A 12,631-nucleotide genomic window follows, 5' to 3' on the forward strand; every position below is an offset into this window, starting at 1 on the left:
GGGTCAGGCGTGCACCGGGGTTCCGGCCGCCAGGTGGCTGAGGATCGAGGTGAAGAAGCCGAGCCCGTCGGTGGAGGGCCCGGTCAGGGCCTCGACGGCGTGCTCGGGGTGCGGCATGAGACCGACGACGTTCCCGTGCTCGTTGGTGATCCCGGCGATGCCGCGGCGCGACCCGTTGGGGTTGCCGTCGGCGTAGCGGACCACGACCCGGCCGGTGGCCTCCAGTTCGTCCAGGGTCTCCTCGTCGGCGACGTAGCTGCCCTCGCCGCTCTTGAGGACGACGAGGATCTCCTGGCCGTCGGTGTAGTCGCCGGTCCAGGCGGTGGCGGTGGACTCCACGCGCAGTACCTGGTCGCGGTTGAGGAAGCGGAGCGAGGTGTTGCGGGTGAGCGCTCCGGGGAGCAGGTGGCTCTCGCACAGGATCTGGAAGCCGTTGCAGATGCCGAGCACCGGCAGCGCGCCCGAGCGGGCGGCCGGAACGAGTTCGGACATCAGGGGCGCGAACCGGGCGATGGCGCCGCAGCGCAGGTAGTCGCCGTAGGAGAAACCGCCGGGCAGGACCACCGCGTCCACGCCCTTGAGGTCGGGGTCGGCGTGCCAGAGCGAGACGGGCTCGGCACCCGCCAGCGCGACGGCGCGGGCGGCGTCCTTGTCGTCGAGGGAGCCGGGGAAGGTGACGACGCCCACACGGGCTGCCATGAGCACACTCCGGGTCATTGTGTGTCCGCTCCCGCGCGTGCGGGGAGGCGGGTGGTTGGGCGAGGAGTCCGCGGACGCCGGGCCGTCGCGGGACGACCGGTCCGCACCTCGCAGCGTACCCGGTCGACTGTGCTCGGGTACGACCCTCACCCCGCTTCCGGGCTCCTGGCCTGTGCGATTCTCCCAATGCGGGTGGCCGGAAGCGCGGTCGGGGTGTGCGACCCGACAGTCGCGGTGGTGTGCGCCACACCCCGCGCGGAGGAGTTCAGAGAGCGGCGTAGTCGTGTGCGGCGGCGAGGGCTCCCCGGGACTCCTCGTCCCGGTGGTCGCAGGGGGAGAGGTACTTGCGGAGGAGGACCGTCGTGCGGGGGGCGCCCCGGAAGGAGACCTCGTCCATGAGGCGGCGCATCAGGAAGATGCCCCTGCCCGATTCCGCGCTGAGCCGGGGCAGGGGCACGTGGTCCTGGGAGAGCCTGCGGGGGAGGACCGTGCCGGCGGGGGCCTCCCCGTTGTGGGAGATCCTCAGCTCGCACAGCCGGGAGTCGAGGTCGGCCTCGACTCGGTAGTCGGTGGCCGATCCGGCGTGCTCGATCGCGTTGGCGCAGGCCTCGGAGGCGGCGAGGACGATGTCGTCGGCGCAGTCCTGGCACAGGCCGACGCGCCGTAGCAGGGTGCCGAGGACGTCGCGTACGACGGAGACCGTGTACGCCTGGCGGGGGAGCGAGATCGAGAAGACGGCGTCCATGCGTACACCTCTCGTGCTCCGTGATCGGTTACCGGTTCGGCGCGTTAAGGAACCTTCCCGAGCCCGGTTGGTGCAAAACGAACAGCCGCGCCCGATACGGGACACGGCTGGCCAATTCCGGACACGGATGTGTCCGTTCCCGGTGCGGGGATCAGGCGACGCGGACCTCGAAGTCCTCGATGACGGTGTTGGCGAGCAGGGTCTCGGCCAGGCGGCGGACGTCGGCGAGCTTGGCGTCGTCGACCTCGCCGTCCACCTCGACCTCGAAGCGCTTGCCCTGTCGGACCTGCTCGACCCCCTCGAAGCCCAACCGGGAGCAGGCCCCGGCGATGGCCTGGCCCTGGGGGTCCAGAATCTCGGGCTTGAGCATGACGTCAACAACGACGCGGGCCACAGCGTCCTCCAGAAGAAATGTGGGTGTGCCGCACTTGCCCGCCGCGGAGCCGGGCGGGCGCCTCTCCGAGCCGCTCGGAGGGGGCGACGCCAGCGTATGCCACACCGGCCCGCGGCCGGGTCCTGGCCAGCCGCCACGCCGGTCCTTTACCGCATGCTTACCCTTACTGGGGACGGTTTCGGCGTCTTCGTGACTCGTATCACCACGATTGATGTCATCATTGGAAGCGTGTGGTGGCGTCTACCAGTGTGGAAGTGATCGTCCGGTCGTCCTGAGGGGGAATCTTGACGACTATCGCAGCGGACCAGACCTCCACGACCGGTGAGACCCGCGCCGAAGAGCAGACCCTGGACTTCGCCACCGCGGTGACACCGTTCGCCGACCAGCTCTACCCGACGGCGCTGCGGATGACCCGCAACCCGGCGGACGCGGAGGACCTCGTCCAGGAGACATTCGCCAAGGCCTTCGCCAATTTCCACCAGTTCCGGGCAGGCACCAACCTGAGGGCCTGGCTCTACCGGATCCTGACCAACACGTTCATCAACTCCTACCGCAAGAAGCAGCGCGAGCCGCGCCAGGAGACCACCGACGAGATCAAGGACTGGCAGCTCGCCGCCGCCGAGGCGCACACGTCGTCCGGCATGCGTTCGGCCGAGACCGAGGTCCTCGACCACCTGCCCGACTCCGACATCAAGCTGGCGCTCGCCCGCCTGCCCGAGGAGTTCCAGGAGGTCATCTACCTCGTGGACATCGAGGGCTACGCCTACAAGGAGGTCGCCGCCCGCATGGGGACGCCGCTCGGCACGGTCATGTCCCGTCTGCACCGCGCCCGCCGTCAGCTCCGCGAGATGCTCGCCGACTACGGCCGCGAGCGCGGTATGCGCGTCCCGGCCTGAGCCGTTCCGCCCCGCGGGTCCGCACACGGGCTCCCCGCCCCCGCCGCACCCCCCATGACCCGAAGCGGTCCCTCTCCGTAGTCACCACGCTCTGCCACGTCACGTCCGGGCGGCCTCGCGCGAGGCCGCCCGGACGTTCTCCGTTCCGTTGCCAACCGGGTCCGCAAAGTTGTTGGAAGTCCTTGTAATTGATAGGAAGCCCTGGTAGTTGCGCGTGTGCGGAGGGCCGGGATGATGGGCGGGCAGGTTAAAAGGTGACGCTGAGGTCTTGCGCTCCACGTAGTGAGTTCTGTCACGATGTGGTGAGGGCTGTCCGCTGTGCCCACCACCCCGGGTGAGCGGACCTTGAATCGGCCGATCAGCGTTCACCCACGCGAATTCGGCCCCGAGAACCCGAGGAGCGACGTGTCGGACACCACCGCACACGCAGAACCGGAGCTTGTCCAGCTCCTGACACCCGAAGGGGAGTTCACCGCGCACCCCGACTACCCCCTGGACGTCGGCGCCGACGAGATTCGCGACCTGTACCGGGACCTGGTGCTCGTCCGCCGGGTCGACAGCGAGGCCGTCTCCCTCCAACGGCAGGGCGAGCTGGGCCTGTGGGCCTCCCTGCTGGGCCAGGAAGCCGCGCAGATCGGGTCCGGGCGGGCCCTGCGCGACGGCGACATGGCCTTCCCCTCCTACCGCGAGCACGGCGTCGCCTGGTGCCGCGGCATCGAGCCCAAGGAACTGCTGGGCATGTTCCGGGGCGTCACCAACGGCGGCTGGGACCCGCACGAGCACGGCTTCCACCTGTACACGATCGTCATCGGAAGCCAGGCCCTGCACGCCACCGGCTACGCCATGGGCGTCCAGCGCGACGGAGCCGTCGGGGAGGACGGCACCGCGGTCATCGCCTACTTCGGCGACGGCGCCACCAGCCAGGGCGACACCAACGAGGCGTTCAACTTCGCGTCGGTGAACAACGCCCCCGTGGTCTTCTTCTGCCAGAACAACCAGTGGGCCATCTCCGAACCGCTGGAGCGGCAGGCCCGTGTGCCGATCTACCGGCGGGCCTCCGGGTTCGGTTTCCCGGGCGTGCGGGTGGACGGCAACGACGTGCTCGCCTGCCTCGCCGTCACCCGCGCCGCGCTGGCCAACGCGCGTGAGGGCAACGGCCCCACGCTCATTGAGGCGTTCACCTACCGGATGGGCGCCCACACCACCAACGACGACCCCACCCGGTACCGTGCGACGGCCGAGCTGGAGGAGTGGAAGGCCAAGGACCCGATCCTGCGCCTGCGCCGTCACCTGGAGCGCGAGGGCTTGGCCGACGAGGAGTTCTTCGCCTCGGTCGACGCCGAGGCCGACGCCATCGGCGAGCGGGTGCGCGCCGAGTGCCGGGCGCTGCCCGACCCCGAGCCGCTGGACATCTTCCACGAGGTCTACGCCGAACCGAACGTCCACATCGACCAGCAGCGGTCCGAGTTCGCCGAGTACCTCGCGTCCTTCGAGGACGCCGGCGTGGAAGGGGGCCGCTAGGCCATGGGAACCAACCTCACGATCGGCAAGGCGATCAACGCGGGTCTGCGCGCGGCCATGGAGCACGACCCGAAGGTCCTGGTCATGGGCGAGGACGTCGGCCGGCTCGGCGGTGTCTTCCGGGTCACCGACGGGCTGCACAAGGACTTCGGCGCCGACCGGGTGATCGACACCCCCCTCGCCGAATCCGGCATCGTCGGCACCGCCATCGGCATGGCCCTGCGCGGCTACCGTCCGGTGGTGGAGATCCAGTTCGACGGGTTCTTCTTCCCGGCGGCCAACCAGACCTTCACCCAGCTCGCCAAGATGCGCCGCCGTTCGGCGGGCAAGCTCAGCGTCCCCGTCGTGATGCGCATCCCCTACGGCGGCGGCATCGGCGCGGTGGAGCACCACAGCGAGTCGCCCGAGGCCTACTTCACCCACACGGCGGGCCTGCGGGTGGTCACGGTCGCCAACCCCGAGGACGCCTACTGGATGATCCAGCAGGCCATCCGGTCCGACGACCCGGTCATCTTCCTGGAGCCCAAACGGCGCTACTACGAGAAGGCCGAGGTGGACACCACGGCCTCGATCGCCGAGGCGACCCCGATGGGCGCCGCCCGGATCGCCCGGCCCGGCACGGACGCGACCCTGCTGGCCTACGGGCCGATGGTCAAGACCGCCCTCCAGGCCGCCGAGGCCGACACCGACCACTCCATCGAGGTCGTCGACGTGCGGTCGCTGGCCCCCGTGGACTACCCCACCATCGTGGACTCGGTGAAGCGCACCGGTCGTCTGGTCGTGGCGCACGAGGCGCCGCTGAGCGGCGGCCCCGGCGCGGAGATCGCCGCCCGTGTCACCGAGGAGTGCTTCTACCACCTGGAATCGCCGGTGATCCGCGTTGCCGCCTTCGACACCCCCTACCCACAGTCCAGGCTGGAGGAGCACTATCTTCCGGACCTTGATCGGGTTCTGGACGGTGTGGACCGGGCGTTCGCGTTCTAGGTATCGGGGAACAGGAGACATGGGGATTCAGAGGAACGCACCCGCCGTCGGCGGCGTGCAGGAGTTCAGGCTGCCCGACGTCGGTGAGGGCCTCGTGGAGGCCGAGCTGCTCACCTGGTACGTGAAGCCCGGTGACGAGATCACCGTCAACCAGAACATCTGCGAGATCGAGACCGCCAAGGCCGTGGTCGAGCTGCCCAGCCCGTTCGCGGGAACCGTGCGGGAGCTGCTGGTCGAGGAGGGCCAGACGGTGGACGTCGGCACGGTGATCATCACCGTGGACGACGGCAGCGGCGGTGCGGCGGCGCCGGAGGCGGAATCGGCCTCCGCGCCCGCGCAGGAGACCGAGGAGCGGGAGAAGCCCCTGGTCGGCTACGGGGAGAAGGCGGGGTCCACCCAGCGCCGCGCCCGCCGCCGCCCGACCCCGTCGGCCCCGGTCTCGCCGCCCGCGCCGAAGCCCGCCGCGGCGGCTCCGGCCGCGCCGCCCGCTCCGGCGCCCGCCAGGCCCGGGGCTCCGGCCGGTGGGCGTCCGCTGGCCAAGCCGCCGGTGCGCAAGCTCGCCCGTGACCTGGGGGTGGACCTGGCGTCGGTGGAGCCGACCGGTCCCGGGGGGATCGTGACCCGAGATGACGTGCGCGCGGCGGCCGAGGCCGCCGAGGCCCCCGCCGCTCCGGCCGCCGAGGCCCCGGCCGCCACGACGGACCGGGCCGCCCGTGAACGGCGGATCCCGATCAAGGGGGTGCGCAAGCACACGGCGGCGGCGATGGTCGGCAGCGCCTTCACGGCGCCGCACGTCACCGAGTTCCTCCAGGTGGACGTCACACGGACGATGGAGGCGATCGCGCGGCTGCGCGAGCGGCCCGACTTCGCCGACGTGCGGGTCTCCCCGCTGCTGCTGGTGGCCAAGGCGCTGCTCATGGCGATCCGGCGCAACCCGGAGATCAACGCGTCCTGGGACGAGGAGAACCAGGAGATCGTGGTCAAGGACTACGTGAACCTGGGGATCGCGGCCGCCACCGACCGGGGTCTGGTGGTGCCCAACATCAAGGACGCCGAGGCCAAGACCCTCCCCGAGCTGGCCGCGGCCCTGAAGGAGCTGACCGACACCGCGCGGGCGGGCAAGACGAGCCCGGCGGACATGTCCCAGGGCACGATCACCATCACCAACGTCGGCGTGTTCGGCGTGGACGCGGGCACCCCGATCATCAACCCGGGGGAGGCGGCGATCCTCGCCTTCGGGCAGATCCGGGAGATGCCGTGGGTGCACGAGGGTGAGCTGGCGGTCCGGAAGGTGACGACGCTGTCGCTGTCCTTCGACCACCGGATGGTCGACGGCGAACTCGGCTCCAAGGTGCTGCGGGACATCGGCACCGCTCTGGAGGACCCCGAGCTGACCGCCCTCGCCTGGGGGTAGTCGGCTTCCACCCGGCGGCCCCGCGTGGGAAGGCCGGGACGGACGCGGTGCCGACCCGCACATGAACGAAGCCTCCGGTGGACGGGTTGACACGTCCGCCGGAGGCTTCGTGCTGCTCCGGTCCCGACGACCCGGGCGGGACCGGTGGCGGGTCATGCGCGGACGGAAGCCCCCACGACACGTGGTGGCCGCCGTCCACGTGCGGGGTCGTTCCGGTGGTCGCCCGTGCGGCCGGGGACATGAGGAACAGCGCGGGACCGGCGACCGTGGTGGGGTCCTTGGTCTCCCGGCCGAGCGGCGCCGAGTTCTCCCGTCCGTCCGCGATCGCGTCGCATCCGGGGATGGGGCCGCCCGCCGGACCTGATCGGCCCGGCCGAGATCGGGTTGACGCGGATACGGTCGCCCCCGAGGTCCCGCGCGGCGACGGTGTCCATCGGTGGGGCGCCGGGCACGGTGGCGCGGGGCCCGCCCCCCAAGGGGGAGAGGGACGGACCCCGCCATTGGGGTATTCCCGGACGGGCGTTGACCGACACATGGCGTGTGCGCTCCGTTCTGCTGCGGGGTCAGCCCCACGGCCGCACCAGGTGGTGACGGGCCCCGACCACCACGACGGGCGGTGCGGCCGCGGTGACCGGGGCGTGTGGATCCGCCCGACCGCCGTCCACCGGCCGCGTCATCGGGCCGGGGCACGGACAGCACGGCTGCGCGCACGGGGCGGCGGACGAGTCGGGTCGGCACGGTCACCTCCGCGGTGGGGGTGTGGTGACCGACGGTAGGCGGGCGGGAGGGGGCGGAGGAGATCGTCCACAGGGGGATCCGCGCCGAGAACCAACACAGTGTTGCTTGCGTCGTATCGGTCGTTGGCAAGTGAAAACACTGTAGGAGTCAATCGCGTGAACACACGGCAGAGCGGAAACACGGGACGGGCCCTGGGCGCGGCCGCGACGGTGGCGGCTGCCGCTCTGGCGCTGTCCAGCTGCGGCTTCGTCCCCGACCTCAGCGACCTCACCGCCGGCGGCAGCACGGAACCGCCCGAACCGTCGACCGGCCCGAGCCAGGAACCGGAGTCGCCCGAGCCCACCCCCGAACCGGTCGAGGCCGACTTCCCCTACACCCGGGAGGGCCAGATCTTCCAGGACACCGGGCAGGACTCGACGCTGCGCTTCTCCATCACGGGCCTGGAGCGCACCGACGAGTACACCGTCCTGTACACCGAGCGCACCTACGTCGACCACTTCCGGGGCCTGAACAGCAGTCTCGCCATGCCGGACACCCTGGTGGACCCGGTCAGCGGCAGGGCCTACCGCACGCTGCTGGACGAGGACGGCGACGTGTACGGTTCCGTCAGCCCCGACCCCGACGGCTACTACCCCGTCGAGGTCGACGCCACCAACCGGTACCGCCGGTACTTCCCGCGCCTCCCCGACGACGTCACCCACGTCACCTTCGTCGGCAGCGGCCTCGGCGCCATGACCGGGATCCCCGTCGTGGACGTCGACGAGGAGCGGCCCGACCCGGAGGACCCCAACGGCGCCGACCCCGACTTCGATCCGGACCGCGGCGACGTCGTCGAGTTCGGGAACCGCCGCCCCGACGCCGAGGCCGTGGAGCGGATCGGCGAGATGGAGAGCTTCGTCGACTCCGACGTCGCCTCCACCACCCGCGACGGCGACACCGAGACCGTCGCGCTGCGCTCCGACGTCATGTTCGACTTCGACTCGGCCGAACTGACCGCCGAGGCCGAGGACGTCGTCCGGCGCGCCGCCCGCTCGCTGGAGCGCAACATCGACCCCGACGACCCCCGGATCACCGTCATCGGCCACACCGACGGCCGCGGCACCGACGACTACAACCAGCGGCTGTCCGTCGAGCGTGCGGAGACCGTCCGGGGGATCCTCGCGGAGGAACTGGGCGAGGGGTACGACTTCGTCGTGGAGGGGCGCGGAGCCACCGAGCCGGTCGCCGAGGAGGGCGGCCCGGACGACGAGGAGGCGCGTGCCCGCAACCGGCGCGTGGAGTTCTCCTACCGGGTGGACCGCTCCGGCGGCACCGGTAACCGCGGCGGCGCCGACGAGGACGCGCTCGGCTCCAGCGAGCGCAACGTTTTCCCGCCCGCCGACTTCGTCTCGGACGACACCGCCGAGGTGGTCGCCTCGGTCACCGAGGGCGACGTCCGGATGGACGTGCACCCCCTGCGGCGCGACGGAGCCTACGTGATCAGCACCGTGTCGCTGACCAACACCGGAGACGAGCCGGTGCTGCCCGACATGGGCGGCGAGGACGCCGTCTCCCCGGGCGGACCGACCGAGTTCAGCCAGGGCGCGCTGGGCGGCTTCCAACTCCTCGACCCCGACTCCGACCTGGTCCGCTACGTCACGCTGCTGAACTTCGGCGGCGACAGCTACGCGGGCTTCGCCGAGGAGGTCCACGAGATGCAGCCGGGCAACACCTACCAGCTGGTCGCGGTGTTCGCGGCGCCGCCCGCCGACGTCGACCGGGCCACCCTGCGCGCCGGGTCGTTCGGCGAGATCGAGGACGTGCCGTTCGCGGAGTGACCGAGGACGGCTGGGGCGGCCTCCGGTCAGCCCAACAGGAGGGTGACCCCGAACAGGACCGGGACGGTGAGGAGGGTGGTGATCAGCACGACCTCGCGGGCGACCTCCTCACCGGTCCGGTACCGGACGGAGTACGTGAACACGTTCTGCGCGGTCGGCAGGGCGGCGAGCACCACCACGGAGAACAGCGTCGTGCCCGGCAGGGAGAACACGAAAGCGCCGACCGCCCACGCGACGAGCGGCTGCGCGAACGACTTGAGCGCCGCCGCCACGAACACGGGACCGCGCTCCGGGCCGCGCCCCGGCAGGCCGCTTCCGTGCAGTGAGATCCCGAACGCCAGCAGCATGGCGGGCACGGCCATACCGCCGACGAGGTCGAACGGTTCCATGAACGGCGCGGGCGGGGTCCAGCCGGAGGCGGAGACCAGGACACCGGCGAGGGACCCGATGACGATCGGGTTGCGCACGGGGGTCCCCAGCGCCCGCCGCAGGGCCGGACCCACCCCGTGCGCTCCCCCCTGGGACAGGTCCAGGACGGTGAGCCCCACGGGGGCGAGCACGAGCAGCTGCGTGAGGAGGACGGGGGCCACCAGGGACGCGTCGCCGAGCACGTACGCGGCGATGGGGATGCCCAGGTTGCCCGCGTTCACGTAGCAGGCGCAGAGGGCGCCGATGACGGAACGGCCCAGCCCCCACCCCCGGAGGGCGGCGACGACGGCGAACACCAGGCCGACCGTGAGCACGGTCAGGACCCCGACCAGCGCCGGGGTCGACAGCAGGGAGGAGAGGTCGGCCCGCGCGAGGATCGTGAACAGCAGCGCCGGACTGGCCACGTAGAAGGCGAGTCTGGTGAGGACGTCCTTGGCGCCCGGCCCCAGGAGGGGGATCCGTCCCAGCATGTAGCCGATGACGACGACGCTGGTGATGACGCCGAACCCTACGATGACCCCGGACAATCGGCGCTCCCCGTGCGATACCGCGACACGATCGGGGAAACGGTATCCGGGCTGGTGCGACGGCGACGAGCCGGGGGTCGGGGGAGCGCGGTCACTCCCCGGGGGCCGGGCTGGGGGCGTCCGACGGCTCGGCCTCGTCCTCCTCCGCGGCCTCCTCCTCGGCCTCGGCCGCCGCGGCGGCGGCCCGGTCGGCGGCGCGTGTGGTGCACACCTCCTCGGCGGGGGCCGAGGCGCCGTCGACGGCGACCACGGTGAAGCAGTACTCGCCGTAGGTGTCGGTGGTGGTGATCTGCGCCGAGGTCACCCCGGCACCGGTCCGGGCCAGGGTCGTGGGGTCGAGGTGCTGCGGCCCGCCCACCACGAAGAAGGGCGCGGTGCCACCGCTGTTGTCGGTCCAGCTGAGGCGGACGGCGTTGAGGGTGTCCTCCAGACGCACCTCCGTGGGGGCGCCGATCGGCTCCGGCACGGTCGGTTCGACCGTCTCGTCCGTGCCGTCGTCGGCGGCCTCCCCGTCACCGGCGGACGCGTCGGCTCCGGCGCTCGGCTCGGCGGCGGGCTCCTCGGGTTCGGCGGCCGAGAGGATCGGCGTCTGGGGGCCGGTCGACGCGAAGGCGCCGGACACGGAGGTGAGCAGCAGGATGCCGCACACGCTCGCGGCGAGGTGGAGGTGCCTGCGCCAGCGGGCCTGGGAGACGTCCGGTTCGTGGAGCGCGGACCACCCGGGGGCCTCGTCCCGCGGGGTGGCGGCCCCGTCCTCGGGCAGACGGGCCGACTCGGCCGTGCCGCTCCAGCCCTCCACACGCGACCAGGCGAGGAGCGGGGAGATCTCCTCGCCGCGCAGCCTGGCCATCATGATCTCGGCGGTGCCGCCCGCGTCGGTGGCGGGAAGCCTGCTGCCGCTCTGGTCGTCGCCGGGCACCGCCGCGGACTGGTCGCCGCGCAGCTGACGGGCGCCGTCGAGGCGTGCCGAGGCGGGCGCGGACGGGTGCTCGGCCGGGACGCCGGGGGGCGCGGAGGGCGGTCCGGCGGGGGTGTTCCGGGGGCCTGTGCCGGGGTGCGGCGTGGGGGAGGCGGGCGCGGGAGCGGGACCCGACACCGCGTAGGGCGGTGCGGGGAGGTGTTCCTGGGGGGTGTGGGGCGTCTGCTCGCCGCTGGGGACGGAGTACGGGGACGGATGCGGGCGCGGCGGTCCCGTGGGCGGGGTGTGCGCGCCGGAGGGCGCCGTGTGGGGTCCCGAGAGGGGGGGCTGGGCGCCGGCGGAGGGCGCGGTGTGCGGGGCCTGCGGGTCGGAGGGCCCGGCGTGGGGCGTCGCGGCGGGGTGGGCCGCTTGGGCGTTATGGGGTGCCTGTTCCCCGGCGGGGGCGGGCCGGGAGGTCGGCGGTGTCTGCGGACCCGACGGCTGTGTGTGCGCGCTCGCGGGTGACGCCAGGGCGTCGGGACGGGTCGCCTGAGGCGTGTGCGGGACCTGCTCGCCGCTGGGGACGGAGTACGGGGACGGGGTCCGCGGACCCGTGGACGGAGCCTCGGGGGCGGTGGTCGGCGGCACCGTGGTCGGCGGCTGGGCCCCACCGGGCACGTACGGGTCGGCGGGGGTCGGTTCGGGGGCGGCCGCCCCGGACAGCGGCGCCTGGGCGCCACTGGCACCGGAGACCGTCGGCACCGGTCGCGACGTGCGCGCCTGTTCGAACGCCGCGGCGAACTCCGCCGCGCTCCCGTAGCGCTCCTGCGGCGCCTTGGCCAGCGCACGTGTGAGCACACCGCGGAGCTTGCGGGAGATGTCCCGCCGTCCGACCGGCGGCGCCTCCTCGGTCAGCACCCGCCGCGCGTACTCCCGCGCGTCGAACCCGTCCCCGACGGTGAACGGCGTGCGGCCGACGAGCATCGTCCAGATCGTCGAGGCGAGCTGGTACACGTCCGAGGCGGCCGTCCGCGGCTCGCCGCGCAACGCCTCCGGGGGCGCGTGCAGGAACGACTCCGACCCCGAAGGCGGCGGGGGCACGGCCGCGCCGATCGGGTGAACGGAGCCGAAACCGGTCAGCACCGGGGTACGGCCCGCCCTCAGGACATTGCCCGGGCTGACGTCGTTGTGCACCAGACCCCGACCGTGCATCGCGCCCAGGGCGGCCGCCGCGCTCCGGGCGACCGCCGCCGCCTCCTGGAGCGGAGCCGGTCCCCTGGCGGCGAGCATGTCGGCGAAGGAGCCGTCCGCGTAGAACGGCAGAACCACGAACAGGTCGCCCTCGGCCGTGGTGCCCGCGTCCAGCAGCGGCACCACACCGGGCACCCCGCTGAGATCACGCAGCCGGTCGAGCTCGGCGCGCCCCTGCGCGGCGGGCAGGACCTTGAGCACGACGTCGGCACCACTGGTCGCACGCGTCGCGCGGACGATCCTGGCACGGCGCCCCCGGCGCAGCACGGCGGACGTGTCGTATCCGGGCGCCCATGCGGCGTGTGCGGAGCCGGACAT

Annotated in this window: 10 protein-coding genes and 1 pseudogene; 5 read left to right on the forward strand and 6 right to left on the reverse strand. The window is 72.5% G+C overall.

Annotation, left to right across the window (positions count from 1 at the left end):
* Positions 1–3 precede the first annotated feature (3 nt).
* From purQ to purS, 3 genes are all read right to left on the reverse strand, one after another.
* A complete protein-coding gene (gene purQ, locus DVR05_RS14055; RefSeq protein WP_116246442.1) occupies positions 4–699 on the reverse strand; it encodes a phosphoribosylformylglycinamidine synthase subunit PurQ in 696 nt (231 codons plus the stop codon).
* A gap of 265 nt (positions 700–964) precedes the next feature.
* Positions 965–1,444 (reverse strand): ATP-binding protein, encoded by a 480-nt coding sequence (locus tag DVR05_RS14060; protein WP_116246328.1) that lies wholly within the window; start codon positions 1,442–1,444, stop codon positions 965–967.
* A gap of 151 nt (positions 1,445–1,595) precedes the next feature.
* Positions 1,596–1,838, reverse strand: a complete 243-nt coding sequence (purS, locus tag DVR05_RS14065) for a phosphoribosylformylglycinamidine synthase subunit PurS (protein ID WP_116246329.1) — start codon at positions 1,836–1,838, stop codon at positions 1,596–1,598.
* A 284-nt stretch (positions 1,839–2,122) separates the two neighbouring features.
* Here purS and DVR05_RS14070 point away from each other — a divergent pair, with 284 nt between their 5' ends.
* The 4 genes from DVR05_RS14070 (at position 2,123) to DVR05_RS14085 (ending at position 6,653) form a co-directional block, all read left to right on the forward strand.
* Entirely contained in the window at positions 2,123–2,734 is a 612-nt protein-coding gene (locus tag DVR05_RS14070) for a sigma-70 family RNA polymerase sigma factor (protein ID WP_017601257.1), read from the forward strand.
* 405 nt (positions 2,735–3,139) lie between these two features.
* Entirely contained in the window at positions 3,140–4,255 is a 1,116-nt protein-coding gene (gene pdhA, locus DVR05_RS14075) for a pyruvate dehydrogenase (acetyl-transferring) E1 component subunit alpha (RefSeq protein ID WP_116246330.1), read from the forward strand.
* Between the two features lie 3 nt (positions 4,256–4,258).
* Entirely contained in the window at positions 4,259–5,239 is a 981-nt protein-coding gene (locus DVR05_RS14080) for an alpha-ketoacid dehydrogenase subunit beta (protein ID WP_116246331.1), read from the forward strand.
* Between the two features lie 19 nt (positions 5,240–5,258).
* A complete protein-coding gene (locus tag DVR05_RS14085; RefSeq protein WP_116246332.1) occupies positions 5,259–6,653 on the forward strand; it encodes a dihydrolipoamide acetyltransferase family protein in 1,395 nt (464 codons plus the stop codon).
* A 181-nt stretch (positions 6,654–6,834) separates the two neighbouring features.
* Here DVR05_RS14085 and DVR05_RS14090 read toward each other — a convergent pair.
* Positions 6,835–7,072 (reverse strand): annotated as a pseudogene (locus DVR05_RS14090) (SDR family oxidoreductase); the annotation flags it as partial.
* Between the two features lie 474 nt (positions 7,073–7,546).
* Between DVR05_RS14090 and DVR05_RS14095 the strand changes: the two are divergent.
* Positions 7,547–9,208 (forward strand): OmpA family protein, encoded by a 1,662-nt coding sequence (locus DVR05_RS14095; protein WP_232832140.1) that lies wholly within the window; start codon positions 7,547–7,549, stop codon positions 9,206–9,208.
* 26 nt (positions 9,209–9,234) lie between these two features.
* On the opposite strand, the gene DVR05_RS14100 is transcribed toward DVR05_RS14095, so the two are convergent.
* Together DVR05_RS14100 and DVR05_RS14105 are read right to left on the reverse strand one after the other, a co-directional pair.
* Complete coding sequence (locus DVR05_RS14100; RefSeq protein WP_116246333.1) at positions 9,235–10,164, reverse strand: AEC family transporter; 930 nt, start codon at positions 10,162–10,164, stop codon at positions 9,235–9,237.
* Positions 10,165–10,255: 91 nt separating this feature from the next.
* Positions 10,256–12,631 carry a protein kinase gene (locus DVR05_RS14105; protein WP_116246334.1) on the reverse strand — a complete coding sequence of 792 codons (2,376 nt, stop codon included), beginning with the start codon at positions 12,629–12,631 and terminating at the stop codon, positions 10,256–10,258.

Source organism: Nocardiopsis sp. FIRDI 009 (assembly GCF_003386285.1).
In the GTDB taxonomy this organism is placed as follows: domain Bacteria; phylum Actinomycetota; class Actinomycetes; order Streptosporangiales; family Streptosporangiaceae; genus Nocardiopsis.

Excerpts from the sequence above, each read along its gene's own strand:
- purQ (WP_116246442.1), bottom strand. The coding sequence starts at position 699 with ATGGCAGCCCGTGTGGGCGTCGTCACCTTCCCCGGCTCCCTCGACGAC.
- DVR05_RS14060 (WP_116246328.1), bottom strand. The coding sequence starts at position 1,444 with ATGGACGCCGTCTTCTCGATCTCGCTCCCCCGCCAGGCGTACACGGTC.
- DVR05_RS14080 (WP_116246331.1), top strand. The coding sequence starts at position 4,259 with ATGGGAACCAACCTCACGATCGGCAAGGCGATCAACGCGGGTCTGCGC.
- DVR05_RS14085 (WP_116246332.1), top strand. The coding sequence starts at position 5,259 with ATGGGGATTCAGAGGAACGCACCCGCCGTCGGCGGCGTGCAGGAGTTC.
- DVR05_RS14105 (WP_116246334.1), bottom strand. The coding sequence starts at position 12,631 with ATGTCCGGCTCCGCACACGCCGCATGGGCGCCCGGATACGACACGTCC.